Below are 25,580 nucleotides of genomic sequence, written 5' to 3'. Positions count from 1 at the left end.
TCGGGCGGGCATTTGCCGTTTAGGGAGCGGGCGGCGCGGGAGGCGTTGTGCTGCTCGAACCCATCACGGTCTCCCAGCCGAGCGGGCAGGAGCGAACGGTCGGGAAGTATCCTTGTTCGCTCGAGCACCAATACCACGGATAGCTGCCGGATCCGGCAGCGCCCGATGCCGCGGGAGCCGCGGCCGCATAGGACGTGCTCGGCGTGACGGGAACCGTCTGCACCGGGACCTCAACATAGCGCGGCGTCGAGGAGCGATAGAGCTCTGCGCCGAGGATCGTGCCGACCGTAATCGTCGGCGCCCAGAAACCCCAGCTGCGGTACCAAGGACGAGGGTGCCAGCCGCGATGGTATCTCGGCGGGGGCGGAGGCGGGCCGGGGCGGAAGCCCGGGCGATGACCAGGACCGCCAAAGCCGGGCCCGGGATGGTGCATGCCGGGCGGCGGGCCGGCCAATGCCGGTGAAGGCAGGGCTGAGAAAGCGGCAAAGACGCCGCAGGTGAGCATCAAAGCCAAAGCGCCGAGCGAGCGTCGAAATCCGGAGCCGCTGCCGGCGGCTGCAGCAAACCTCTTCTTCATAACAAAGCTCCTTTCTTTGCAATAGCCATTGCGGCGATTTCTGAATCATTGTTCAGATATGACAAGGTTAGTGCGGGAACGCTGAGGTCAAACATAGGAATTTATAAAAAAGTGTTAGACCTTGCGCCAATCGGTTCTTCCAGACCCTTGGCCGGCAGACAGCCGGCCGTGCCGGGTTCTCGTGATTATCGGCGTCTGATCGTCAGGCGCATCGTGCTCGTGCGCCCGAGATCATCCACAACAGCGAGTTCATGCGTACCGGCGGGTGCAGACCATTCGAGCGCCTTGCCGACTCGGCGGGCACCCAGAAATGCGCCGTCGGCATACCAATAGAGAATGGCGGCGTCCGGATCGGCCCCCGCAGCGAGGAGCACACGGGCTGCGTCAAAGCCGGCAGGCGAGTAAATGGCGGCTCCCGCTTTGGGAGAGGTGATCACCGGTGCGCGGCCCCCTGGGACGCCCAAGCGTTCAGCACATTGGGCCGTGTATGGCGGGGGCGGCTCCTTGGCGATGCCCGCCGCCAGAAAGACCTTTTGAAAGTGCGTCGGCCAAAATTCCCAAACGCGTCTTTCAATGCCGGGACCGGGGCCGCAGGCCCGAAGCCCGGTTTCTTTGTCAATCCAAATTTCGCGAAAAACACCTGAATCCCGCACGGAGGTGCGGCCGGGAAGGATCCAGGCGTTGGTTCGCCGGCTGCAGAGCCGAATATCCAGGTCGCCCGTTGCCGCGCAGACCGGTTCTAGAGCAACTTTTAAATGTTTGTCTTCGGCCTCTTGCTGAGCACTGACCACGGTCGGCCAGTCGAGGGCGGGGATGCTCCCCAGACGCAAAGCCGCCGCGCGAAAGAGCGGGGCGGCAAGATGCGCGCCCTGAAGCTGCGGGTTGGGACGTCCGGCAAAGTCGCCGAGCCACACGACGATGACATAGGGACCGACCATGCCGGCGGTCCATGCATCGCGCCAGCCGTTGCTGGTTCCGGTTTTATAGAGGAGCTCGCGGCTCGCGCCGCGAATCGTCACCGATTCTCCGCGCGAAGCGAGCATGCGGCGAAGGACAAACTGCGCTTCACGCGAAAGCGGATCGGCCTCGGCTGGGGAGGCTTGAGCTTCCAGAAGCCGCAGCGGCCGAAGGAGTCCTTCCCCCGCGACCATGGCGTAGAGCTTGGCGGCGTCAGCCATGGTGATTTCTGCGCCCCCCAAAACAAGGGAGAGCCCGTACCAATTTTTATCATGGGTGAGCTCGACGCCGGCGCGTTTGAGGAATTCATAAAGCCCGGGACTGAGGCGCTTTTCCAAATCGACCGCCGGAATATTGCGCGAGAGCACCAATGCATCTTCGGCGGAGAGCGGCCCCCGGAAGCTGCCGTCTGCATTGTCCGGGGCCCATCCGCCGATGGCGATCGGGCTGTCGATCAAGACCGTCTTTTCGTGAATAAGCCCTTGATCGAGTGCGAGCGCATAGGTGAAGGGCTTCAGCATGGAACCAGGGCTTCGCTTGGCCGTCCAGGCATTGACCTCGCCCTGAATTGAGGGGTCAAAGAAGTTTGCCGAGCCCACCATGGCGAGCACGGAACGGTCGCGGGCGTCAACCACCGAAAGGGCGGCATTCTTCACGCCCCAAGGCGAGAGCCGTGCAATGGTTTCACGAACGAGCGCTTCCATTGCCGATTGAACATCGAGCGAAAGCGTCCCTTTAAGTTTTCCCGCTTTGAAAGCCGTTTCGTCAGCGTTGGGTTCTGACCGCTCCGGGGTCCCCACTATGCGGTTCAGAACCGTTTGCGCGTAGTGGGGAGCGAGAAAAGGGAGGTGTTCCGGACCGAAAACCTCCAGCGGCGCTCGCAGCGCCGCGGCGGCCGAGGGCGGATAAACGCCTTGCTCCACGAGGATCCGTGCGAGCCGCAGCCGCGCGGTATCGAGCGGCGTGCTGCCTTGGGGGTAAGGGCGCCGTTTGACGGGATTCTGCGGAATAACGGCGAGCGCTGCGACTTCTGCCGGCGTGAGATGGGAAGCCTCTTTATGGAACCATACGGCTGCGGCAGCTTCTGCGCCCTCCACATTGCTGCCGTAGGGCGCGAGGTTGAGGTAGGCCTCAAGAATCTGCCGCTTCGTGTAATGCGCTTCGTAGCGCATCGCATGCCAGATCTGCCGAAGTTTCCCGTCGGGTGTATCTGTCTGCAGATGGAGCCGCATGCGGGCAAGCTGCATGGTGATCGTCGACGCGCCGGTGCGCCAGCCGCCGATGTAGGTGCTGGCGGCCGAGCGAATCAGCGCCAGAAGATCAAAGCCCGGGTGCTTATAGAAGTTCCGGTCCTCATAGGCGATGGTGGCTTCAACCAGTTTGGGATCGATCGATTCGAGGGGTGTTTTAACGCGGAAGATGCCGTCAGCGGCCGGTACGACGCGAAGGAGGACGTTTTCTCGCGAGTAAAGCACGCTCGAAAAGGGAATGCCTTCGAGGAGCGGCGGCGCAGCTTCCGAGGCCGCGCGATTTTTGAGAACAGCATACCCGCCGTATAAACCCACGGTCATGATCGCCGCAGAAAGCAGGACATAGGCCGTGCGGCGCAGAAAAACAACGGCAGGGCTGCGGCCGACTTCCAAGGGCTGGGGAGCAGGTGAGGACGCCGTCGCCTCTTCGCTTTTGGCGGATTCTGCGGGGGCAGAAGACTGCGGCGACGCTGCGGCAGGCTGCTCAGCCGGCGCAGTATTCGCTGCGCCGGCCGCTGGTAATTGTCCGCTGGCATCGACGGGTTTGTGTGAAAGGTCGTCGGTCATTGGACTGCGCTCGCAGGCGTTGGGGAAGTGGCCGGCTGAGGAGCGTTCGTGCCAGAAGGCTCTTCAGGCGCCGTGATGCGGATCTTGGCGCTGCGGCTCTGAGCTGCCAGCGCGGGGTTGCTCAAGGACAAGGCTGCTGCGGAGCCCGCTCTATAAACGCCCGGATAGGCTGCCCGCACGGTGTAGGTGAAAGTGAGCGGCTCCCAGTTGGTGAGCGCAGGCACGGCCCACTGCACACGGTCTTCGGCACGGCGGCATTCGAGTGCGCCTTCGGGGCATGCCCCCGCAGGCATGGCCCAGACAAAGCCGCCCGGCAGGAGGTCGGTGACAACGGCGTCGCGTACGGCGCTTTCGCCCGCAAAACTCTTCACTCTGACGCGGACCGTCACGCGTTCGCCGGCGGTGAATTCGGTCTTGGCTTTGCCGTCGGCGCCAAGGTACGTGCGTTCGACTTCAAGCGCGGATCGGTCGGCCGGCTGCGTGTCATCGGGCACGATGTAGCCCGTTTGCTCGACTTGCCACCAAACATAGGGCGATGCCGGGAGACCAGATGCTTCGGCAGCCAGACAGCCGGGGGCATCGAGGAGCGCGCCCCAGGCGCCCAGCACGAGACGATCCTGGTCGGCAGGGAACCCGTCCGCACGTCGAGTGCAGACCAAATCGGGGGATGCGGCCGATTCGCCGGCCGTGAGACCGCCCACTTCGGGCGTGAGCGCAGCACGAGCGGCCGCAGCGGCATAGAGCGGCGAAACAATGCCGGCGGCAAAGGTGCGGGCCAGATCTTCACCGGCCATGCTCACCAAGAACCGTGCAGCGGGTTCTTGTCCCAAGCCGGCTTCGGAGAGCGCCGAGGCAGCCAAGGCGGCAGCCGTTTCCGGCGTCCACGCACCGGCGGCACGAGCCGTCGACGGCGTGGACTTCACCAGTGAGCGAGCCTCGTCACGAAGGCGAAGCCGTGAATAGGCGGCTGCCAGGAACGAGGCGGCAGCATCACGCTCCCAGCCTTCAAAGCGCGACGTCATGGAGGCGCGCAGGGCTTCGAGCTGCGCGGTGGTCATGGTGCCCTCACGGGTGAGCACCCAGAGCGTGTAGGCGCTCGTGCGGGCGTCATCAATCGTCTGAGGATCCAAATTGACTGAACGAACCAGGCGGCTCCGCAGGAGCTGCAGCGGTTCGAGCGCGCTCGAGTCAAGCCGAAGAGCGTCGACCAGATAGTCGAGCACTAAGGCGCTGAGGAAGGGATCGAATTCGCTCCAAGGCATCGCTTTAAGGCCTTCGCGAGTGAGGGTGCTGCGAACCGCGGCATAAACCTTTTCGCGGCGTTGGGCAGCATCTTGAGCGGCCTTCTTGGCGGCCGAGGCGTCCGTTGTCAAAACCGACTGCGGCAACAGGCGTGCGGCGTCCGTGTTGAGCGTAAGCAACACTTCCGGCAGCGATGCAGCCAGCCGGGGAAGTACCGCTCCGAAGTCGTTGTCAGCCGTCTGGAAGGGGCGGCCTAGTTCGGGAGCGAGCGCTGCGGGGGTGGAAGCTGCAATGAAGCGGGTGCGGTCATTGATCGGGTAGAGCACCGTCGGTACTTCGTATGCCGACTTATCCGCTGAATGCTCAGCTCGGCCTGCGTAAAGCCTTGTCTGGAGCAGCGATGCGGGCCGCACAACAATGGATTCGCTGCGCTGGGCGGAAAGCGTCTGTCCATTCTCTTTTGCGCGCGCGTCAGCCTTGAGGATAAATGGATGTTCGCCGAGCGCACTGGGTTGATTGGGAACCGTGAACTGAGCCGAGGCCGATATGCCGCCGACAGCCGGGAAGTTAAGCGGAAGAACTTCGGGTTCAGCAGCAAATGCCGCAGGCGGCGTGATCGTTAAGCTCGCGGATTCTGCGGGCATGTTCGGTGTGACGACCGCTCCAGCACGGAACACATCGCCAAGCGACAAGACACCGGGAAGAGCGGGAGTGAGAGCAAGCGGGGGCGCAGCGACAATGAGCGCCTGAGCAGAACCTGCAGAGGCTTCGGCCGCTCCCACAGCGCTCACGCGCACTCGGCCGGCATAGCCTTCGGGCAGTTCGACAGTAAAGGTTTGAGCGTCAGGCCCCACTTCAACCAGTCCGCCCCACCAAACCGTTGACGGTCCGAAAGAGCGCTTGAAGGGGCTCCCAAAGCCCGCAGCGGCTTTGGCGCTCGCCATGAAGTCGCCGCCAACCGGGGCTTTGATGAGGTCCTTAAGCGATCCGGCGTCGGGCATGAGGAGTGAAAGCGTCTCACGGGTGTCTACTTCGAGCGCTCGATCGAGCAGCATCGTCTTAATTGGGTCGGGTGTCTGCCAGTTGGTGAGCGAAAGCAGTCCGTCATCGGCCGCAAAGAGGAAAACTTTCGCCTTGGCAGCCGCGGAAACTTGAATGGGTATCCGGCGAGCGTTTTCGACTTTTTCGGGCGCCTTAATAGTGACGGGCAGAGTCTTGGCGGAGGCGTTGAGCTCAATGGGAACGGCGGTTTCCGCAAAACCCTTCAGGAACTTCTTGGCGTCAGTTTGGCCGCGCACGACAGAGAGCCGCAGCCATGCCCGCCCGGTGAAATCGGCAGGGGCTTCAAGCTCGAGCAGGTTTTCGCCTGCATTGACGCTCACCCACTTGGTGGAAATCACTTCTGTCGACTCAAAGCTTGCCAGCGCAAAACCCGATACTGGGGAGAGCAGCGAGACACGCACGGTGTCGCCGGCATTGAGATTCGTTTTTTCGAGCTTGGCGCGAAGCTCTGCCGTCGGCAGCATGCCGTCGGCAAAATCAGCCAATCGGCCGCCGGCAGTGCCGTAAGGAATCACGAGGAGTTCTTTGCCGGACTCATCGGCCGCACGAACAAGCCAATTGCCGGGCTCGCCCGTGAGCAGTTTGATCCGAGCAATGCCCTGATCATCCGCGGTGACGTCCATTGTTTGCCGAACTTCCGGGGCTTCATCGTCCGAATAGGTAAAGCGCCCCGAGCTGTCTTCACTCAGGGTAGTGATCCAGCGGCTTTTTTCAATTGTGACTTTGAGCCGCGTGCCTGCTTTGGGCTTGAGATTGCGGTCAATCACGGCCAAAGCCATGGAGGCCGGCTCACCCGTCAAAAGGAACCAGGAGGGCTGCGGCGTTTCTTCGATCCGCCAGCCCACGGCGATGTCGTTAGGCGAAGCAATGAAGGAGAGATGCCGTTCAACAGCGCCGGCCCCTTCGGCTTCGGTGCCGGTAAGCGTGAGGTCCACGTCGGCAAAGCCGTTTAACTCTAAAAGCGAAAGCGGAACCATCGCATCTATTGAACCAGAGCCGGGCGTAACGGCCGCTTCAATGTCCAAGGTCCGGCTTGTCGGCAGCGCCTTCCAAGGCGCGGCGCCGGGAGATGGGAAGAGCCACCCGTCCCATCCGGGCAATTTGACTTCAGAGACGGGCGTTACTTCTGCCGTGCCGGTTACGCGCCGACCTTGAGCGCCCGCGCCAAAGAGGCTCGTCAGCGTTGCTGAAATCGGCAGATCGTTTGGCTTGACCCAGCCGGCTTTAGCCTCATCAGCGGGAAGTTCAGCTGAGAGTGAAAGCGTTTCGGGGGAGAAGTCGCCCACAAAGACGCTTGTGGTGGAGAGCGCGGAGCGTTCTTCGCCGCCCGCGAAAAGGTCCAGGCGAAGCGTGCCCGGAAGCGTTCCGTCGGGAATCTTCCAGTCAAAGGAACCCAGCCCTTCGTCATTGAGTTTTACCGTGCGCCTCTCCAGTACTCGGCCGGCATCATTCGTGAGCTTGAGTTCAATGGGAGTGCCTTCCGGAAGACGGTCAAAATCGAGTTTGCGTACGCCGAAGCCGAAATGCACGGTTTCGCCCGTGCGGAAGATGCCGCGGTCGGCAAAGCTGAAAGCCGAAAGCCCCGTGCCGCCCGTATAACGGCCGCCGACATCCCAGCGAAGCGTTTCTGCAACGTTGGAGCCGTCCTTGAGCGAAAGCCATGCGAGGTCGGTGCCCTTGGAGCGGAGTGCGGCGGCGGCAGGCTTCTTTTCACGCTCCCAGCCGCGGGTCGATTTGAAGTGAGCACGTCCGTCCGCATCGGTTTCCGTGGTTTCCAGCACGGTGCCGTTTTCTGCCAAAAGAAAGGCTTTGAGACCTGCTGCGGGCTTCCCGTCAGCGAAGTTTGCTGCAAAGAGGTCCAGTGCGCCGCTCGCCGAGGTCTTGGCGATCATCGCAATATTGGTAATGAGAATGCGTTTGGAGGCATTGGCGACGGTTTCAGGCTTCCCGTCCTTCATGCGTGTGCCGGTGAGCTCAATTTGATAGAGCCCAGGCCCGCTGCCCATGACGGCTTCAGAGAGGTCAAGCGCTGTGAAGCGCGCTTCGCCCGGACGCTTGGGATTGACTTCTCCGAGGTCAGTGCTCCCCGATGAAGCCGTGACCCAGCTGTCAGGCGCAATCGACTTCATCACATTCCAGCCGTCGGCGGCGAGTGAAAGGAATTCATTGCGTACACGGGCAATGCGCCAATTGAGCTTGTCGATGCCGGCTGTAAAGAGGGAGAGTTCCCAGGAACCCGCCAGCGTGAGCATGTTTCCGGGCTGCAGGAACGTGATTTCTGCGGAGGGCTGCGGCAGGAGCAGTACGCTCTTCCAGCCGTCCTCCAGCCCCGGCATGCCGGCAGGGCCAAAGCCTTTGGGGAGCTCAAGATAGATGTAGTCGCCCGGCGTCGCTTTCAGGCGCAGCTTTACGCGCCCGGTGGTGCTCCATTCCAGATCAGGGCGAACTTCAAGCGCGGAAGCTCGCTTTAAAACTTCATCATCGATCAGCGGCGCAGCGGTCCAGACAGTGTCGGAGGCAGCCGTCGAATCGAGTTTTTTCGGCAGCGTCAGCACTCGGATACGCTTGGAGAGCTCTGTTGGGTCAAGCGCCAAAGACGAGGCGATAGTGATTTCATACTCGGCGTTGAGCCCGTCATCCTTCACCGGCAGAATGGAAGCTTCCGTAATTTGGAAGAGCGTGGAAAGCCCGGGAACCGTTACGGATGCTTTGGCAGCTTCAAATCCTTTGGGAACGGTAAAGCGGCCGTCTTTAAGCTTTGCCCGCCCTGCAGCGCCTTTAACCAAAGCGGAAGCAACGACCGGACTGTCGGCGAGTTCAATCACCGGCACCTTAACGTAGAGGCTCTCTGAATTGTCGCCCCAGACAAAGCTCGGCTTGCCGAGCTTCAAACCGGATTTCGCATCAAAGTCAAGCGTGAAATTCTGCTCAATGCCCGTCTTGACTGCCGCGGAAACGGAAGTCGTGAAATCAAACTCAAAGGATAGAGCACGGTTTTTCTGCTCAAGCGGGTCGATCCAAACTTGAGCACGGGAGGTCACGGCAGTGAGCGGGGGTGTTTCCACCGTGAGGAAATTGGTCGTCAGTGAGGCACGAAGCGGCATCGGCAGACCAATGAGGGAGGTGCGGAAGCGCTTCCCGGGCTGCCAGGCCTCTTTCGGCGTGAAGACAATAGTGCTTGGTGACGCCCATCGCCATTCCCCTGCAGTTTCCGGCGTGAGCTGCACGCCTTGAACTCGAGTTCCGGGTTTCCCGAGCGTCAGCTGACACCGTTCATACCATTCGTCCCCGTAGGCGGCACGGCATTGACTTTCCGCTGGGGAAATCTCAATGCGAAGCGGCGCTTTGGCGCTTAAGGGTGAAGTCCCTGTTGGAGCAAGCCAAATGCTTTGTACGTCATTGGCTGCCGGAGCGGCCGATGCCGCGCAGGCAAAGGCGCCGGCGAGGGCACAGACGAGAAGCGAAGGAGAAGAATTCAAAGGCTTGAAGCAACGCATGCGCGGACTCCACGGAAAGAAAGCATAAGTCCTTCAAGCTTAGCCCGCAGAGATCAAACCGTCGAGGCACGGAGGCAAGGAATGGGCATATGAGCATGCTTTCCAAGTATCAGGCTTGCCAATATCAATCAAATTGGCGGCAAGGCGGCGTCAGCACCAGCTCAAATTCCTGCAGCGACTCGGTCGTAAATCAAGAGCGTTATTGCCCTGGTGGCAGGACATAGTCATGGACTACTTAAGCGCATCGAACTCTATGGTCCTCAATGTCCTTGCTCTTTCGGCGGAGGGATGGGAATCATCTGGTCCCGTGGTGATCAGCGGCAGCAGCTGCACTGAAAGCAAAAGCATCAGTGCGTATCTCTCTGCGACGATCGGAAAAAGTATAAAAGGGCAGCGATTGACTGGATCAGTAAGGCGAAGGTCGGAAGGAGAACGTATGAGCCCGCAAGAATTCAGGTATTCCTCTGCGTTTGAAATGTGTTGGCTGGATAGTGTTTTGAACCAACGATGCTCTCAATCTCTTTTAGATATTTCTATTTCATACATAATGCAATGCAATTTTTATGTTTGAAGATTTTTAATAACTGAGGTCGCATATTGATAAAAATAAGTCAATCTAAACATACTCTTCAGTTCCTCATTTTATGAAGAAATAATTTATAATGAATTAAGTGCGAACGCTATAAAATTTGGGTGTAAAAGAAATTGTACTCAGTTGTGATCTTCTTTTTATATGGTCATCTCTCGATATAAGCAAATCAAATAAACATCCAGTTTGTATCGTAAAAGCCCTCGAGGGAGAAGGGCTTTGTGCATTATTCTTCAATCATTTTTTTCTTGTAAGGTATCCAGTATTCCCATTGCTGCTACATCAGTAATTAGCTTAGATCCTTTATAGATGGCTCCAACAATATTGGAAGTAGGAGCTTGTGCCTGTACTCTAATCTTTGCAAGGGCATCGTCGCCTTTCTTCAAAAAAACTATGGCAGAGAGCTGTTGGTTAGCTTTCGTATATCCTAGACTATCAATAGCTGTTCCAAGTGTTCTTTCATGCCATCCATATAGATTTACTTCGAGTATAGGTGAATATCGGTCAATTACTTGTTAGAGATGAATGTCTGTATGCTTGTTAAACTGTCGTGTGCTTCTTTAGCGAAATTATTTTTTAGTGACGAGTAAGCAAAAGACATTGAAGAAGCCATCACTAACTACATCAGTACGATGGGTCGCAATCCCTTTCTAATCAAGGTTGTCTTTCGACCGATTACTTGTGTCGGCAATGACTGGGTCTTCACCCGTCGCAATCCCTTTCTAATCAGGGCAGTCTTTCGACAGAAGAATTCGCTCAGGTGACAACCCAAAAGATTGTCGCAATCCCTTTCCAATCAGGGCAGTCTTTCGACTATGTGTGTGATCAGGAACTGCTTCTTGCAGCTCGGTCGCAATCCCTTTCTAATCAGGGCAGTCTTTCGACTGAAAACGCCTAGCGTCCTCGATCCCTGCTGCGTCGCAATCCCTTTCTAATCAGGGCTGTCTTTCGACAAAAGTGCCGGATCGTACTGGAGCCAGTCGACCTGTCGCAATCCCTTTCTAATCAGGGCTGTCTTTCGACTCTACTTTTCCAAAAATATTTCATTTTTATCAATGAAATGCGACAATGTCCAATAAGGGCAAAAAAGTGAATTTTGGTGCATTTGATCGATATCAAATATTTTCAGCAAGCCGCTGTCAATGAACTGTCCAATTTTACGCATGAAATCCTTTCAGATCCAGCTTGGGAGTTCTCAGCTTCAGCAGCTCTGAGAGAGCTCCGGAAACTCGGATAGATAGATGCCATCGGGAAGCGGTGCCTGCCCCAGAGCAATTTTGATGCCTCGTTCCGGGAGGGCGTAGAACCGAAGATCGTCCTTTGACGAGTCGATGATCTGTTCGGCCTTCTGACGGCACTTTGCAAACTGCGCTTCACTTCCCATGAGCAGAAAGACACTTTTCTGTATGGGCAACGCATACTCGCAGAGAGCCTTGTGAAGACGTTGAAGACGTGACGGGTTGGTGACGTCGTAGGCAATGATGAAGTGCATCAAATCTCCTCCCCGCACATAGGTGCGCAACGGACGACCTTGTATTCAACAAGACGGCATTCGAGTTGGTTCATTTCGTCGACGCCAAGCTCGCGGCCGCGCAGTTCTGGACGGAGACCTAACTCCAGCGTGAAGAAACGCGCGCCCCTTTTGCAGACCTCGGCAACAGCCTTCATCGGCAGCGTGCCAATGACGACGTCGCCGGTTTTTACAATTTTGGGATCAAGATGTGTGATCCATTGATCAATGCCGAGATTTTGCCTGCGAGACCATTCAATGGCTCCCGGGTGGCGTGAGATGAAGAACGTGCTCATGCAGATAGCGATGGAAGAATCAGTGCTCTTTTGCGTAAGTCAGGATGTCATCAGCAAGTTTGCGGGCTCTTTTTGCCAACATTCCGCGCCACTCACTGGCAGCCTTCTCAAAGGCGGGATAGAAGACAGACCGGGCATTCTTTGAGATAAAGCACCCGGCGTCGGTAGTCGAAAAGCTTTTTAAGGTAAAGAGTCCGCTTTCAAAGAGGTCGAGAACAAATCGGTCTACTAACGGTCGAGCGGGTTCCATGAGGTCGCACGCAAGCGAGTGACGGCCGAATTCGGGTTTATGCAGGAAGCCGACAAAGGGATCGAGTCCCGCTTGATGCGCAGCTATTGCAGCATCGGCGTAAAGGAGCACATAACTTAAAGAAAGCGCAGCGTTGACGGGGTCTCTCGGCGGCTTGCGATTGCGTCCAGTGAAGCCGAGTTCAGCAGGAAAGAGTGCCGTAAGGCCTTCGAAATACACGCGGGCAGCTCTTCCTTCTACTCCGCGGATGGCGGGTTCCGACGCCTTGGCGTCGATGAGCGGCCATAGTTTGCGGAGATTGTCGGTGGCTGCAACGAGTGCTTTTGGCGCGGTGTCTTTAAGTGCATCAGCACGGCTTTGAAGAAACTGACGCTGCGCTTCAATCTTCGTCTGAAGAATGTCAACAGCGACCAATCGACAAGCCTCAGGGTTGCGGCTCAGTACGCATTGATGGATGCGGATTAAGGCATCGTTATGCGGCCGCGGCAAAAAGAGTACCGGCTCATGCCTGCGGCCGAAGAGAAAAATCACTCCGACACCCAAACTGCCGAGTTTGGCAATTGCCTGCGTTTCCACTTTGGCGGTGCCCCGCATAACAACGCGTTCGAGCGGCGCCGTCGGAATAGTTCCGACGCGCTGACCGTCTTCATAGCAGGTAAGCGCCCCGCCCTCGAGTCGAAGTTCCAAATTGTTCCGGTCTATGTAGAGCGTTGTCATAAATAAAGAGGCTCCTCAGAGAATGAGAAACGGATCAATGGAACTGCGGCGGACTTTGCCGACGGCGGCGGCCAGTCGGCGCGGGTCAAGCTCGAAGAAATGGATACGGTCCGTTTTCTCATCCATGACAGCCTTGAGCTCGCTGACGAGCTGCGCACGTTCGCGATTGTCAAGAAGGCATTCCTTGAAAGACTTCTGCCCGCTTACTGCGTAGGCAGAGATGTGCTTGCGGATCTTTGCTGAAGCCTTCGGTGAGCTGACGTCGTAGAGGACGAGGAAAAGATGTCGAGCGGTCATAGAGGCGCATTCCTTGCAGTCACCGCCATGGTCGCACATGTCCGAGAACGATGAGGGGTTCACAAATTTGCGGTGGCTCGCGGCCGCAAATTTGTGAAGTCTTCACGAAAAAAACTTCCGTCTTAGGATTCGTTTCAGCCGCACTGAATACCGGCGAACGCTCTTATTTGGCGGGCGCAGGTTCCTGCCCAAGCGAAGAATGCGGACTGCGTTGCTGCGGAAAGTCTTTCTCCCATCGTCCGTCGACGACTTACCGCTCGGTCTCCGGACGTTGTTTCCGTTCCGGCGACGCAGGTTCTGCTCGATGCCGGCCAGTGCGGCTTCTCTCTCCCTCACTTTCATGGTCAAGAGGTATTAAATGAAAACACTCCTAGGATTAGCAATTTGCGGTGTGATTGTCTCCGTCATATCCGGTATTAGCAGCGGCAACGGCGCCGTTCTGGCGGAAAAGTTGATGGGTTCTATCGGTGCACTAGTATTCATTCTGATCATCTACGGCGTCGTGAAGCTCTTCAAGGCCGGCGGAAAGGATGCAAAGTAATGCACGTATTGGGAATCTTCGGCGGGTTGAAGCGATGGATCTGTTTCGTAGGGTGTAATCGCGTCCATAGGGGCGGCTGCTCAGGATTGGGCTCAGTTCTCATGTCCCGATGCCGACTTCATTGTGCCGGCGGATTGGCAAGCTCTCGATACAAACGAGAAGCAGCAAATTGCGGATCAGGCGGATGCCCTTCTGCGTCGGCAAAGACTGGAGGGTGGGGGCTCGTCTGCATCTAAGGTGCGGCACCTTGTGATGCGGGAGCCTTCAGCACCGCCGCAGGCGCTCATCCGATTTGTAACACAGCGTGGCGAGTTCGCAGCAGACGTGAGGAATGCACTGAGTGACGATGAGGTCTTTCGCGGGGTTTCCGAAGCGATCCGTACGGTATACCCTCGAATGATTCCGAATCTGCTGCGGTTTGAATCTGTCAGCCGACAGCGAATCAATGGCATTTCGGCACTTCAAATATTGTATTTCAGACGCGGAGAGGTCGATACCCAAACCGTCTGGCAGGTGCGCATGTTCATGGTGCCGCTCTCAGGTGACCGCTGGGCCACACTCACGCTCTCAAACGACGTGTCTGCGTCTGAATCTATAAAGACTGCTATGGATGCCCCGGCTCGTACCCTACAGCTCAAACGCTGAGACTCGACAATTGCGCATGCTGCTTCAGCCTTAGATCGATTTCACATTTCCGCTTCAGAAGGAGTCAGATACATGATCATTGCGCACCGCGACCTGAATGCTTTCGAACGGTCCTTAGAGCAGGGCTGCGCGCTCCACGGCCGGGTGATTAGACGGAAAGCCGGCGGCTACGAGGTGTTGATCAACGGATCCAAAGCCTTTCTGCCGAATGCCTGCGTACTCAAATCTGAGGATGCTCCGCTGCCCCGGAAGTACCTTGGGTGGTTCGTTGTTCAGACGCTCGCTTCACCCGATGACCTCCTGAACGGACGTTTGACGGTGGTGAAAGAGGTGTCAAAGTCGTCAGAGTGCGTGCCGGCAATGCCGCCAGAGGCCGAACTGGCGCCCGCCTCCCCGACCGAGGTCAGTGAGGCATCTTCGCCCGCGCGGACAGACTGGCGCAAGGGCTGGGCGACAGCGATTTCTCCGCTTTTGAGTACGCCGTCTCACTCAACGGCGCCTAATCCGTCGATCAAAGCGAAACCAGGGAGCCTATTGGCCCGCCTGAATATGCTCTTAAGCGCCTACGGTATTTCGGATCCCATGGAAGCGAATGAACTCCGGCTGCTCGTGCAGGATCTCGGTACAAAGAACTTCGCTTCGAGCGGCGATCTGAGCTTCTATATCCGCAGTCATCATCTGCAAACGCGCTATCCGCATATTGCCGGACGCGTGAAGTTCAGGAATTCCTGGGATGCCTCGCGTGAGTGGACGATGGACGGAGGCTTTTCCACCCAAATCTACAAGATCATCTGTCAGACACTCGGCTTGACCGGGCGCGGATCTGATGCGGTTGCGGTGGATTTCCGCTCAGAAAGTGAACTCTCGGCTGTCTGGCCGGCATGAATTGTTTTCAAAAAAGTCTTTCGGCGGATCTCACTATTAGATAGGAGGCAGCAAATGACAGAGGATTTGAATCGCGAACGAGCAAATGCCGAGAGTGTATTCACGCTGAACAGGAGAGCCGAATTCGTCATGACGGCACATTTTGCTGATCTGCCCCCGTGGATCGACTGGAGCCCCAGTGCGCTTGCCGAGGAAGTGTCCCGAACCTATGCTGAAAACACTCCTCAGAGCGGAGTTTTTTCTAGGCAGCAGAGGTGCGGAAAGCGCTCAGTGATGCGCTAGGATGGTCGCAATTATTAATTTGTCTACAGAAGGAACGTCGTCCATGGGTAACGCTGCCGAGAGCCGATCGAATGTCGATTTTCAGGCGTTCAGAACGCATTTTTGTCTTGTTTCTGAACAAGCTGCCGCAAACTTTTGGCCCATCATCCTTTATCGGCCGGATCATGTGGTCTTATTCGTTTCAAAAGCGATGAAGGAGGCAGCTGATCAGCTTGAGTATGCTGTGCGTACCGCTTCGCCTTCCACGAAGATTCGTCGCGTGTCGATAGAGAAGGTCGACGACGACAATGAGGTACGCAGCCTGGTTTTTGAACTTGCCTTTGAATTTGAGTCGTCCAACCCCATTGTTAACGTCACGGGCGGCACCAAGCTCATGGCTTTTGGTGCGCTTACGGGAGCCTATGACGCAGGTCTTCCGGCCTTTTACCTTAACGTGCAGAACAATGTCATCAGCATCCTGCGCGGCGGCAAGGAGAATCGCCGTGAATTTGTCGCGCCTATTGCGGTGAAGCTCAACTTAAAGACCTATCTTGCCGCTTACGGATATGAAGCGGGTGCGGTAGAGCTGCCATCTCTCTCTTATAAAGAGGAGCAGCTCGCTGAGAGCCTCATCTCCAAACAGAGTCAGCGTAGCGTTCTGAGTACGCTCAATTGGCTTGCAGCCGAAGCCCAAGAGAGGCGCGTGCTGCAGATTGATCCCAAGGAAGCGAAGCTTTCACCGGACCAAGATGAAGCCTTAAAGACCTTGTGCGAGTCCTTCTGTGATGCCGGTCACCTCACATTCAAGGGGCGGCTCCTCAGCTTTCCGTCTGAAGCCGACCGCTTCTTCGTCGCGGGCGGCTGGTTAGAGCGCTACGTCTGCGGCCAGCTCGCCGCCATGAACCTGCGCCCGCAGGCCAACCTCGTTGTCAAGAACAAGGTGAAGAATGAAATTGATGTCGCCTTCATGCATGAGGGCGGGTTCTGCATTGTTGAATGCAAGACGAGCAGGCTCGATGACCTTGAGGAGGCAAAAGCGGTGGTCTACAAGCTTGAAACGCTGAAGAAGTTCGGCGGGCTGAAAACGACCCTTATTCTTGTGAGTTATCACAAGCTTCATGATGAAGCAAAGAAGCGCGCCGATTCGGTTGGCATCAAAGTGATTCACGGCGAAGGACTCCGCAGCCTCAAAAATCAGCTTCGCAATGCCATTGCTGGGGAAAGATGATGAAATATCCTCGACGCATCTTTGTCGCCGTGGTCGGCATGACGCCTCAAGTCGTAACAGAGACGCTTTACGCACTGCTTCAAGAAAAAGGCGAAGCGCCGACTGAAATCCATCTCATTACAACTTCGAACGGCCGCAACCGAGCTGTCCGAGATCTGCTGGACTCTCAAACAGGGCAGTTTCATGCCTTCTGCAGAGACTTCAGCCTCTGCGGTCAGATCAAATTCGATGCCTCGATGATCCATGTCATTCACGATGCCGAGGGCGCAGAGATCCCCGACATCCGCACGCCCGAAGAGAATACGGCTGCGGCTGACCTCATTGTCGGATTGATTCGATCCTTTGCGCAGGATGACAAGACTCAGATCTGGGTGTCGCTTGCGGGCGGCCGCAAGACGATGAGTTTCTTCATCGGCTATGCGCTCTCTCTTTTTGGGCGCGAACAAGACAGCCTCTCGCACGTACTGGTCTCCGAACCCTTCGAGAACAACCGTGACTTCTTTTATCCTTCGCAGTCGCCCAAAACGATTTTTTCGCCTGCTGGTGAGCCGCTCGATGTGAGCACGGCCAAAGTGATGCTCGCCGACATCCCGCTGATCAGACTGCGCAGCGGCCTTCCAGACGCGCTCGTTACCGGCCAGGCCGGATACGGTGAAACCGTACTGGCAGCTCAGAGCGAGGTGGTGCCGGTGCATTCACTGAGCTTTGTTGCAGAGGAACGCACCGTCATTTGCGGAACGACCCCGGTGAAGCTCGCTCCGGCTCTTTTTGCCGTGCTGTGGTGGTTTGCCGAACGGCGCTGGAGAAGACTCGAACCCGTCCGGGCAGGCGAAAATGCCCAGGCCGAGGAGTTTCTGAAGATCTACCGTCGTGTCGTTTCTACTGGATCGGCCGAATACGAAGCAGCCTGTAAAACTGTCAAAACTCCTGAATACTTCCTCAAATATATTCAGGAAAAGCGCACTCAGGTGAATAAGGCGCTTCGCGCTAAGCTCGGAGAACGCGACAGCCGACACTATCGGATCGAAACGATTGGCCGCAGACCCAAAACGTGCTATGAGCTCGTGACGGCTCCTGAACTGATTCGAGTGTAAATAACTGACGCAAAAAAAGTATATCAACTGGTATAAACTCTAGTAAACACTTCTTAAACCTGCGACGTCCTGGTTCAGCTTCAGAGCGGCGCGGACATTGAGTCATACCTGAATTTTTCAAAGCGCATGCATATGGACAGTCTTCTGAACGATTCTTGCCGCGTTGCCTTCGCAGGCTTAATTTATAACCTTGACACGTTGTTTCAACGTGCGAACCTTAAGGGAGAAAGCCCGGCGGATGCGCTGCGCAGCATTCTCGGCCGCGCACCGGTCCTCGAGGGCGAGACAGCTCCCTTCAGTCCGCAGGGATCGGATGAGGTGAATGGCGAAACGCTTGAAAAGGTTGTCACACATCTGCAGCGGCCAGAAACCTTCCTGCAGTCAGTCGTTGCCACGGCAGGGCGCCTGTCGGCGGGTTTTGAGCGTGAGCTCTATGACGACGAGGGAAAGAGTGCCAAGGTGCAGAACCCTCTGCGTACGCGGCTGCGCGCTCTTTTCGAAGAGGTTTCGATTAGTGAGCCAGGCCGAACACTTTCCGCCAAGGCGCTGAAGAAGTGCTATGCCCTTCAGCCCCTCACACCGAAGTCGCTTTTCCCAGTGAGTCTTGCTGAGTCTGAACCCCGCACGGACGCGGCGGCCTCGGATGAATACGCTCAACTGTGGAGAGCATTCTCAGAAGCGCTCCGTAAAAGCAGCGTCGATGCTGTTGCGGGCAGCTTCACCAGTCAATGGCCGCTTTGGCTCGATGCCTTTGACACACTGTTGCTCACCTATACCCATGCAATACCGTTTTTGCCGAAAGCGGCGTGAAGCCCGACGTATCGCTCTACGATCATGCCAAGACGACGGCGGCGCTTGCTACGGCGCTTTGGCGATGGCACGAGGTGCGGGGCGAAACGGACAGTGCCGCAGGAGAGCGCCTGAGATCCCTTGCTGAGGAGGACAAAGCGAAATTTCTCCTCATTCAAGGCGACTTCTTCGGCATTCAGGACTTTATCTTCAGCGAAGGCGCCGAAACAAACAAAAATTCTGCGAAGGTGCTCCGCGGGCGGTCTTTTGACGTGTCGCTCATCTGTGAACTGGCGGCGCTTAAAGTGCTCGAAGCGCTCTCACTTCCGCCGACCAGCCTCATCATCAATGCTGCGGGCAAGTTCCTGATCGTTGCGCCGAATACGGCAGCGTCGGCTGAAGCGCTCGACCAAGTGCGCCGCGAGCTTAACGCATGGTTTGTTGATCATGCGTTTGCCACCTGCAGTGTCGGACTGGTGTCAACCGAGGCCTCCAGCAGGGACTTCACCGCCAAGCGCTACGGCGACCTGCTCGATCGACTCTTTGCGGATATGGAAAGCGCTAAATTTCAGCGCTTTGATCTTGCTGAGCGAAAGGAAGTCGTGCTCAACGCCGATTTCCAGCACGGGGTGTGCCGATGGCAGGCAAAACTGCCGGCCGATGGTTTGGCCGACGGAACCTCCTGCGCTCTCTCGCGCGATCAAATTCTCATCGGCCGTGCGCTCACGAAGCATGAGCATCTGCTGATTTTGAAAGAAACGGCGGAAGTTCAGTCGTCCGAATCGCTTCTAGTGTGCGAAATGCCGATCTTTGGCTATCGCGCGGCCTTCGCTCAGAGGCCTGGCGCAGATAAGCGCATTGAAGCGCTTGTGCGCTCGGGCGATCTCCTGCGCTGCTGGGATTTCGCACTTCCGGGGTCCGAAGACGAAGTGCTCTGGAAGGGCTTCGCCCGCCGAGCAATTAACGGCTACGTGCCGCACTTCGAAGAGACAGATCTGACAGACGCTCGGGGTGAAACAGTCGGCCGCGGCCGGCTCGGGGAAGTTAAAACATTTGAAGACCTAGCGTCTGCAGACCACCGAGACGGACACGGTGTCCGCGCGGTTATGACGCTCAAGGGCGACGTCGATAACCTCGGACTTATCTTCCGGCGCGGACTTGTGCATGAAGACCGCGATCCGGCAAAGCGCCGCACACTCAATTTCGCGAAGACTGCTGAGCTCTCGCGCAAGATGAACGGCTTCTTCTCGACGTGGCTGCCGCTGATTTGCGCTCAGTCATACCGCAACGTCTACACCGTCTTTGCGGGGGGCGACGATTTCTTCATGATCGGGCCCTGGCACGAAATGCAGCAGCTCGCGGCGCGCCTCAAGCAGGATTTCGATGCGTACGTTGCTGAGAACCCAGAGATTCACTTCTCTGCAGGGCTCGTAATGACCAAACCCGCCGTACCAGCGAAGACTTTGTCGCAGCTCGCCGAAGAGGCACTGGGCGATGCAAAGTCTGCAGGGAAAAATCGCCTTGCGCTTTTCGCAAACATTGTCGAGTGGAAAGACCTGCAGGCACTCCATGATCTCGAAGCGTTCCTGCGGCGAGCCGTCGATGAATATGGGGTGACGACTGCATACATGTACGGGCTCTTTGAAATCCTCGACATGTCCGCAGACACGCGCAATCCCGCTGCAAGCATGTGGCGCAGCCGGCTCTACTACAACACCACGCGGCTCTTCGAACGCGAGGCTCGCCGACGCAGCGTTGACGTCGAACAAGCGCGCAATGAATTTCTTCAAACTGTTGCGCGGGGAGTGGAGCGGCATCAAGCCGCCTTCCGCATCCCGCTCAGCAATGTCTTTTATTCCATTCGTGAGGTCAAGTGAGGGACGACATGGCAAACAACACCACCAGCTACGCTTCGTCAGCGCTGCCGAAGATCAGTCTTGAATCGGACTCATCCGAACTCTACGCCGACACGGCCGAAGAGGCGGCAAGGTGCTGCAGAAGCACAAAGTGCAACAAGCAGGCGCAGCTGCGCCGCTTTTATGACGAACTCGTGATGTGGCACGAGAAGGTCTTCAATAAGCAGACGGCCGAAGAGCAGGAAAAGTGCTTCAGAGAACTTCTGCCTTTCATTCAGATGATGCGTGCAAAGGCCGCTTACGCCCAGAGCCGAGATCTGATCGATCAGAACTTCCGTGATCTCTTCAACAACCTGATCCGCGAAGTTAAGTCGCCTAAGACGCTTCATGCGGCAAAGCTTTTCTTCGAAGCTTTTCTCGGTTTTGAGAAGTATTTCGAATCCCTTAACAAAAGAAACTGATCTGCAGTTGGAACAAGGCCATGAAACTTACCAAAATCCTGACGATCCGTGCGAATCTCCGCTGCCTCTCCGGTCTTCATATCGGCGGAGGCGATACTGAAATGCATATTGGCGGCATCGACAACGCTGTTGTGCGGAATCCGCTTACCGGCCGTCCCTACATTCCCGGCTCGAGTCTGAAGGGCAAGATCCGCAGTCTGCTCGAATGGCGCACGGGCGCGGTGAAGCCCGAACCGCTCAGCTACCGCGACTACCAGCATTCGAACGGGAATACGGATGTGCTGACGCTCCTGAAGCTCTTCGGCACGGGCGGCTCCGACAAGCTCACGGACGCAGAGTCCTATGAGCTTGGGCCCACGCGCCTCTCTTTCTGGGACTGCGACCTCAAGGACGAATGGATCAGCCGTGTTGAGGAGGCCAACGAACTGCCGACCGAAGCGAAGAGCGAAAATGCGATCGACCGTATTTCAGGTGTTGCCCGCAACCCGCGTTACACCGAACGGGTGATTGCCGGCGCGCTCTTTGACTTCCGTCTTACCGTCAAGGTGATCGATGATGAAGAAAAGACGCTGCTGCCGACAGTCCTCGCCGGCCTCAAGCTCCTTGAACTCGACAGCCTCGGCGGCTCTGGGTCACGCGGCTACGGCAAAATCGCCCTCGAAGGACTGACGATCGACGGCCAGGACCGGCAGGCGGAATTCGCCAAACTCGATCCTTTCAAGACTCAGACGAAGTAAAGGTGCGGCATGACTGCGCTGAGATTCACTATTCGCCCGAAGGCACCTTTCGGCTCGCCGCTTTTGGGGGAAACGCTTTTTGGGCAGCTTTGCTGGGCGATTCTGCGTCTTTACGGGAAGGAACGCCTGGAGGCGCTGTTGGATGGCTACTGCGAGGGCCGGCCTTTTGCAGTAGTCGCCGATGCTTTTCCGAAGGGATGCATTCCGCTGCCCGCACTGCCTGCCCAGTTTTGGGCGCAGCATGATGATTCGGACCGCAAGTATCTGAAGAAGAAGGCCTGGATGCCGCTCGCAGTGCTCTCCGAACCCCTGAGCCGATGGCGTGATCTTTCCTATACGGATGCTGAGGCTGCGCAACGGTTTTCTTCGGACTCTTCTTCTCTCAGAATCACCGGCCCGCGGGTGCATAACACCATCAATCGCCGTACGCTTACGACCGGTACGGGCGTTTTTGCGCCCTATATGAAGAGTGATACCTGGTTCAATCAGAACGTACCGCTTTGCGTGCAGATCGTGCTCGATGAGACTCGCATCGATCGGGCGGAGTTTGCTCAGGCGCTCGAATACGTAGGACTTTCTGGGTTCGGGCGAGACGCCAGCGTCGGTCTCGGCAAATATGAGATGGAGGGCGAACCCGAGGTCCTGCCGGCACCTCGGGCCGCAAAGGTACACATTACGCTCGCCTCGTGCGTACTGAGCAGCGTTCCCGATATTCTCCCTGCAAAGACTTACTACAAAGCAAGGACGCATTTCGGACGCCATGGCGACGTGCTTGCAGTCGCGGGTGCGCCCTTTAAACGGCCTCTTCTGCTGGCTGCCGCAGGAGCCTGTGTTGAGACGAAACTGCCGACGAGCGCTGAGTTTTTCGGCTGCGGCATCGGCGGCGTTTCGCCCTCGCAGCCGCAGGCAGTGCATCAGGGCTACGCACCTGTAATCGCTGTCCTCTGAAGGCTGCAGAAGGAATTTTTAAGATGAACAGTCCATTTCTTTCGACGCACCGGCTGCTTCTCACCCCTCTTTCGCCGATTCACATCGGTTGCGGCGTGGATTACGAGCCCACAAACAGTGTCATCGATGCCGATCGGAACTTCCTCTACAGTTTCAATCTCGGCCTCGTCGGACTCTTGCCTCAGGAACGGCGCGGCCTCATGACGGCTGTACAGAATGGCGTGATTGAGGAAATCAACAGCTTCTACGCGCGCAACATCGATATCTTCCGGCCTTGGTCCTCGAACATCGTGCCTGTGAGCGGCAAAGCCGTTCAGAAGTACCGCAGTATGCTGAGCCCTAAGCCGCAAGTTAAGGGCGGACAGAAGAAAACGGCGCAGTTCGCCTTCCAAAGATTGGTATTCACCCGCTCTGAGGCGGGAGATCTGCCGATGATCCCAGGTTCCTCACTGAAAGGGATGATTTCGACTGCCCTTAAAGAGCGTGTCAATCAGCTGCGTTCCATCGGTTCCAAGGAAGAGGCGAGGCTGCTCGGGGGCGACTTTGATAAATCGCCGATGCGCTTTCTGAAGGTCGGCGACATGCAGCTTCGCCCCCCTCAGGCTGCCACTCGTCTTTACTATGCCGACCGCGTGCATAAAAAGGATGCTGAGCCTTTAGGAATCGGCAACGGTTTTGAAGCCGTGGTGCCGGGTTTCTACCGTCAGTTTGAAGGCGAAGTCGTTCTCACTAGCGGTCAAAACACATTGGGCATTGAGAAGGTCTATAAAACCGTCACAGAAATCCTTAAGGATCTCCACGCGTATTCGATGCGCGTGTTGCTCTCGCAGTCTTTCTTTTACAGCAAAGCAGCGCCCGCATGGCTGGAATCGGTTATGAAGCTGCTTGCCGAGCTGAAGCCTCAGCTTGAGTCCGGGCGGCTGGCGCTTGTGCGTCTGGGCAAAAATACCGGCGCAGAAAGCAAGACGATTCATATGCCTGACGACGCGCCGGATGCGCTTCCCGGCAGATTCAAGACCGGCGCTTCCACAGCCTATATCACAAGCGATGCGGACGAAAAGTTTGGTGCTCAGCCTTTCGGGTGGGCCATTCTTGAAGCCGATCCGGCTGGCGACGTTCAAGCGCTCAAAGAGTGGTGTGCTCGTCACGCATGCGAGGAGCTGCCCGCTGCTCTTTCCAAGGAGTGGCAGTTCATTGCGGACCTCCGTGCTGAGCGTAAGGCGCTGCTTGACAAGACTGCAGCTGAGGAGGCCGACTTGATTCGCCGCCGTCAGGAAGCTGAAAAGGCGGAGGAGGCCGCCGAGCGTGCCAAGGCTGCTATGTCGCCCGAGCGCCGCGCAGCAGTCGAAATCTGTGAAGCTCTCGCGAAGTTCCCCGGCATTGTTCAGCCGGGTACGCTGCTTTTCGATCGAGTGAAATTACTCCTTGAAGAAGCGCTCTCCTGGACGAATGCCGAGGACAAGAAGCAGCTGGCGCTTGAAATTCAGCCGCTCATGAAGAAGAAAGACATGTATCGCGGCAAGGCTGAGAGGCTCTTTAAGTCGCAGCTCAAGACGCTCCGAGGTGAAGGCTGATGGCTGGTCTTCAGGAAGTTCTCTTGAGTCCGAACACCATGGAGAGCGTAACGCTCCCCATGGTGCGCTACCGCATTGCCTTCGAAGTGACTGAACCGGTGCATCTGCCCGAATATTCCGGCTCCACCATTCGCGGCGCCTTCGGAGGCGCACTTCGGCATGTCGCCTGTATGACGCGGCAGAAAGACTGCAAAGCCTGTCCGCTGTACCGCAGCTGTCCTTATACGGATATTTTCGAGACGCCGCCGCCCGAAGAGCACACGCTGCAGAAGTTTTCACAGATTCCAAATGCGTACGTTATTGAGCCGCCTAACTGGGGAGCTCGGACGTACGAGAAAGGAGAGACGCTCGAATTCCACTTCGTGCTCTTTGGGCGTGCGCTCTATCACCTCGCACTCGTTGTATTTGCATTCCAGCGCGCATTTTCACGCGATGTTGGCCGCGGCAAAGCGGTCTTTAAAACGCTGTTCGCAGAATATCCGACTGGCGATGTGTGCGTTCTCGACGGCGAAAAAGACCGCATTCGGGAGCATGTCCCGGAAACCACAATGCCGCTCCCCCAAGGGAAAGAGATTGTGCTCAAGGTGACGACGCCCTTGCGGCTGCAGAAGAACGGCCGACCGCTTCGCTCCGAAGAGATCACGGCGCGGGGGCTTCTTACTGCGATGATGCGCCGCACTGCGCTCATTTATGAGTTTCAGTGCCGCACTCCGCTGGGGCTTGATTTTGCGGGTCTCGCAGAGGCCGCTGAATGCGTTGCCTTGGCGTCGCGTCTCACTTGGCGCGATTGGGCACGTTATTCCAACCGTCAGGATCGACGAATGAGCCTTGGCGGTGTAGTGGGCGAGATCCGGCTGTCCAATGTCCCTTTCGCCTTCACCGCGCTTGCGGCGTGTGCGACGCTTGCCCACGTGGGCAAGAACGCGACCTTCGGACTCGGACGGGTCTCACTGGAGCAAAAAAATGGCCTTTGAACTCACGCCTTTTATCAAGTCGACATCGGATGACTGCCGATTCTCGGATGCTCTGGACTTCTTTGGTGATGTTGCCAAAGGGACCGCTCAGGGCGTCGTCAGCGGTATATGCGGCACGGCTGGCGATCTGATTGAAGGCTGTACGCATGTTGCCAAGGGGGAATTCGGCAAGGCCGGGAGGATTGCGGTCCGCCGAGCAGCAGGCGTCGTTGCCGGAGCCGTCAATGTCGTTGAATCCAGCGTGGGACTTGCCGCTTCGGGTGCCGATGCGCTGCTCCATGACAGGGACTTTCTGACGGAAAAGAACAAAGCGCGCATGACGGCGGTCTGCCAGGCAGCCGTCTACGGCGCTGCGGGCGGAGCACTTATTGATGACAGTGCGCCCCACGGCGACGGCTGCGCGCTCAATGGAGACGCCTGCAGTCTCCCGGGTGTTGAGAACGGCGTCTTCGTGGGCGACGGAAACGATCTCCAGGCGCTGATTGCCGCGGGTGAAGACCCGGATGCAGCGTACGTCAGCACGGCAGATGTATCGAGGGATCCCGGCGTCAGGGCCGAGTTTCTGGATGCTCACGGAATTGACGATACCGAGGGCTGGCAGGTGCACCATGTGAAGCCGGTAAGTATGGGCGGCATGGATGTACCGGAGAACATGGTCCTCATTGATCCTGAAGATCATCAGACGATCACGAATGCGCACGCCGAGTATTACGGATGGCATGAGAGAGACGGATCTGCTTAGTCCGTTCAGTGTGTGCGCAGCGCTTCAGCGGCTT

Annotated in this window: 20 protein-coding genes; 13 read left to right on the top strand and 7 right to left on the bottom strand. The window is 57.2% G+C overall.

The annotated features are described in order from the left end of the window. Nucleotides 1–19: 19 nt before the first annotated feature. From DES29_RS04920 to cas2 (DES29_RS04890), 7 genes are all read right to left on the bottom strand, one after another. A complete protein-coding gene (locus DES29_RS04920) occupies nt 20–577 on the bottom strand; it encodes a hypothetical protein (RefSeq protein ID WP_021995937.1) in 558 nt (185 codons plus the stop codon). A 185-nt stretch (nt 578–762) separates the two neighbouring features. Further along, a complete protein-coding gene (gene pbpC / locus DES29_RS04915; RefSeq protein ID WP_113854528.1) occupies nt 763–3,351 on the bottom strand; it encodes a penicillin-binding protein 1C in 2,589 nt (862 codons plus the stop codon). After that, the gene (locus tag DES29_RS04910; RefSeq protein ID WP_113854527.1) at nt 3,348–9,152 is read right to left on the bottom strand and encodes an alpha-2-macroglobulin family protein; all 5,805 of its coding nucleotides are present in this window, start codon (nt 9,150–9,152) and stop codon (nt 3,348–3,350) included. The genes pbpC and DES29_RS04910 overlap by 4 nt, the downstream gene beginning before the upstream one ends. Nucleotides 9,153–10,942: 1,790 nt before the next feature. Continuing rightward, nucleotides 10,943–11,233, bottom strand: coding sequence for a CRISPR-associated endonuclease Cas2 (gene cas2 / locus DES29_RS04905; RefSeq protein WP_021995789.1), 291 nt, complete (start codon nt 11,231–11,233; stop codon nt 10,943–10,945). Continuing rightward, nucleotides 11,233–11,547 carry a CRISPR-associated protein Csx16 gene (csx16, locus tag DES29_RS04900; RefSeq protein WP_021995788.1) on the bottom strand — a complete coding sequence of 105 codons (315 nt, stop codon included), beginning with the start codon at nt 11,545–11,547 and terminating at the stop codon, nt 11,233–11,235. Before csx16 ends, cas2 (DES29_RS04905) begins: the two co-directional genes overlap by 1 nt. A 19-nt stretch (nt 11,548–11,566) precedes the next feature. Further along, a complete protein-coding gene (gene cas1, locus DES29_RS04895) occupies nt 11,567–12,514 on the bottom strand; it encodes a CRISPR-associated endonuclease Cas1 (protein WP_021995787.1) in 948 nt (315 codons plus the stop codon). A gap of 15 nt (nt 12,515–12,529) precedes the next feature. After that, complete coding sequence (gene cas2 / locus DES29_RS04890) at nt 12,530–12,811, bottom strand: CRISPR-associated endonuclease Cas2 (protein WP_021995786.1); 282 nt, start codon at nt 12,809–12,811, stop codon at nt 12,530–12,532. A gap of 358 nt (nt 12,812–13,169) precedes the next feature. On the opposite strand from cas2 (DES29_RS04890), the gene DES29_RS04885 reads away from it, so the two are divergent. The 13 genes from DES29_RS04885 (at nt 13,170) to DES29_RS04820 (ending at nt 25,546) form a co-directional block, all read left to right on the top strand. Beyond that, a complete protein-coding gene (locus tag DES29_RS04885; protein WP_021995785.1) occupies nt 13,170–13,352 on the top strand; it encodes a hypothetical protein in 183 nt (60 codons plus the stop codon). Nucleotides 13,353–13,676: 324 nt separating this feature from the next. Continuing rightward, entirely contained in the window at nt 13,677–13,997 is a 321-nt protein-coding gene (locus DES29_RS12355; protein WP_147145860.1) for a hypothetical protein, read from the top strand. A gap of 72 nt (nt 13,998–14,069) precedes the next feature. After that, complete coding sequence (locus tag DES29_RS04875; RefSeq protein WP_021995783.1) at nt 14,070–14,882, top strand: hypothetical protein; 813 nt, start codon at nt 14,070–14,072, stop codon at nt 14,880–14,882. 325 nt (nt 14,883–15,207) lie between these two features. After that, nucleotides 15,208–16,371 (top strand): Card1-like endonuclease domain-containing protein, encoded by a 1,164-nt coding sequence (locus tag DES29_RS04865; protein WP_170126113.1) that lies wholly within the window; start codon nt 15,208–15,210, stop codon nt 16,369–16,371. Then, complete coding sequence (csm6, locus tag DES29_RS04860) at nt 16,368–17,465, top strand: CRISPR-associated ring nuclease Csm6 (protein WP_113854523.1); 1,098 nt, start codon at nt 16,368–16,370, stop codon at nt 17,463–17,465. Before DES29_RS04865 ends, csm6 begins: the two co-directional genes overlap by 4 nt. Nucleotides 17,466–17,597: 132 nt before the next feature. Further along, nucleotides 17,598–18,275 carry an HD domain-containing protein gene (locus DES29_RS04855; protein ID WP_113854522.1) on the top strand — a complete coding sequence of 226 codons (678 nt, stop codon included), beginning with the start codon at nt 17,598–17,600 and terminating at the stop codon, nt 18,273–18,275. Continuing rightward, nucleotides 18,272–20,131, top strand: a complete 1,860-nt coding sequence (gene cas10, locus DES29_RS04850) for a type III-A CRISPR-associated protein Cas10/Csm1 (RefSeq protein ID WP_113854521.1) — start codon at nt 18,272–18,274, stop codon at nt 20,129–20,131. The genes DES29_RS04855 and cas10 overlap by 4 nt, the downstream gene beginning before the upstream one ends. 8 nt (nt 20,132–20,139) lie before the next feature. Beyond that, nucleotides 20,140–20,571 (top strand): type III-A CRISPR-associated protein Csm2, encoded by a 432-nt coding sequence (gene csm2, locus DES29_RS04845; protein ID WP_021995776.1) that lies wholly within the window; start codon nt 20,140–20,142, stop codon nt 20,569–20,571. A gap of 20 nt (nt 20,572–20,591) precedes the next feature. Further along, entirely contained in the window at nt 20,592–21,308 is a 717-nt protein-coding gene (csm3, locus tag DES29_RS04840) for a type III-A CRISPR-associated RAMP protein Csm3 (protein WP_021995775.1), read from the top strand. A 9-nt stretch (nt 21,309–21,317) separates the two neighbouring features. After that, entirely contained in the window at nt 21,318–22,256 is a 939-nt protein-coding gene (gene csm4, locus DES29_RS04835; protein ID WP_021995774.1) for a type III-A CRISPR-associated RAMP protein Csm4, read from the top strand. A gap of 23 nt (nt 22,257–22,279) precedes the next feature. Beyond that, nucleotides 22,280–23,830 (top strand): RAMP superfamily CRISPR-associated protein, encoded by a 1,551-nt coding sequence (locus DES29_RS04830; RefSeq protein ID WP_113854520.1) that lies wholly within the window; start codon nt 22,280–22,282, stop codon nt 23,828–23,830. Further along, nucleotides 23,830–24,804, top strand: a complete 975-nt coding sequence (gene cas6 / locus DES29_RS04825; protein WP_021995771.1) for a CRISPR system precrRNA processing endoribonuclease RAMP protein Cas6 — start codon at nt 23,830–23,832, stop codon at nt 24,802–24,804. The genes DES29_RS04830 and cas6 overlap by 1 nt, the downstream gene beginning before the upstream one ends. Next, nucleotides 24,794–25,546 (top strand): HNH endonuclease signature motif containing protein, encoded by a 753-nt coding sequence (locus DES29_RS04820; protein WP_021995770.1) that lies wholly within the window; start codon nt 24,794–24,796, stop codon nt 25,544–25,546. Before cas6 ends, DES29_RS04820 begins: the two co-directional genes overlap by 11 nt. Nucleotides 25,547–25,580: the final 34 nt, after the last annotated feature.

The organism is Sutterella wadsworthensis (assembly GCF_003315195.1).
GTDB lineage: Bacteria > Pseudomonadota > Gammaproteobacteria > Burkholderiales > Burkholderiaceae_F > Sutterella > Sutterella wadsworthensis.
The sequence above is the reverse complement of the archived record's forward strand: the minus strand, read 5'-3'. Positions and strand labels throughout refer to the sequence as shown.

Excerpts from the sequence above, each read along its gene's own strand:
- DES29_RS04920 (WP_021995937.1), bottom strand. The coding sequence starts at position 577 with ATGAAGAAGAGGTTTGCTGCAGCCGCCGGCAGCGGCTCCGGATTTCGA.
- pbpC (WP_113854528.1), bottom strand. The coding sequence starts at position 3,351 with ATGACCGACGACCTTTCACACAAACCCGTCGATGCCAGCGGACAATTA.
- DES29_RS04910 (WP_113854527.1), bottom strand. The coding sequence starts at position 9,152 with ATGCGTTGCTTCAAGCCTTTGAATTCTTCTCCTTCGCTTCTCGTCTGT.
- cas2 (WP_021995789.1), bottom strand. The coding sequence starts at position 11,233 with ATGCACTTCATCATTGCCTACGACGTCACCAACCCGTCACGTCTTCAA.
- csx16 (WP_021995788.1), bottom strand. The coding sequence starts at position 11,547 with ATGAGCACGTTCTTCATCTCACGCCACCCGGGAGCCATTGAATGGTCT.
- cas1 (WP_021995787.1), bottom strand. The coding sequence starts at position 12,514 with ATGACAACGCTCTACATAGACCGGAACAATTTGGAACTTCGACTCGAG.
- cas2 (WP_021995786.1), bottom strand. The coding sequence starts at position 12,811 with ATGACCGCTCGACATCTTTTCCTCGTCCTCTACGACGTCAGCTCACCG.
- DES29_RS04885 (WP_021995785.1), top strand. The coding sequence starts at position 13,170 with ATGAAAACACTCCTAGGATTAGCAATTTGCGGTGTGATTGTCTCCGTC.
- DES29_RS04875 (WP_021995783.1), top strand. The coding sequence starts at position 14,070 with ATGATCATTGCGCACCGCGACCTGAATGCTTTCGAACGGTCCTTAGAG.
- DES29_RS04865 (WP_170126113.1), top strand. The coding sequence starts at position 15,208 with ATGGGTAACGCTGCCGAGAGCCGATCGAATGTCGATTTTCAGGCGTTC.
- csm6 (WP_113854523.1), top strand. The coding sequence starts at position 16,368 with ATGATGAAATATCCTCGACGCATCTTTGTCGCCGTGGTCGGCATGACG.
- DES29_RS04855 (WP_113854522.1), top strand. The coding sequence starts at position 17,598 with ATGGACAGTCTTCTGAACGATTCTTGCCGCGTTGCCTTCGCAGGCTTA.
- csm2 (WP_021995776.1), top strand. The coding sequence starts at position 20,140 with ATGGCAAACAACACCACCAGCTACGCTTCGTCAGCGCTGCCGAAGATC.
- csm3 (WP_021995775.1), top strand. The coding sequence starts at position 20,592 with ATGAAACTTACCAAAATCCTGACGATCCGTGCGAATCTCCGCTGCCTC.
- csm4 (WP_021995774.1), top strand. The coding sequence starts at position 21,318 with ATGACTGCGCTGAGATTCACTATTCGCCCGAAGGCACCTTTCGGCTCG.
- DES29_RS04830 (WP_113854520.1), top strand. The coding sequence starts at position 22,280 with ATGAACAGTCCATTTCTTTCGACGCACCGGCTGCTTCTCACCCCTCTT.
- cas6 (WP_021995771.1), top strand. The coding sequence starts at position 23,830 with ATGGCTGGTCTTCAGGAAGTTCTCTTGAGTCCGAACACCATGGAGAGC.
- DES29_RS04820 (WP_021995770.1), top strand. The coding sequence starts at position 24,794 with ATGGCCTTTGAACTCACGCCTTTTATCAAGTCGACATCGGATGACTGC.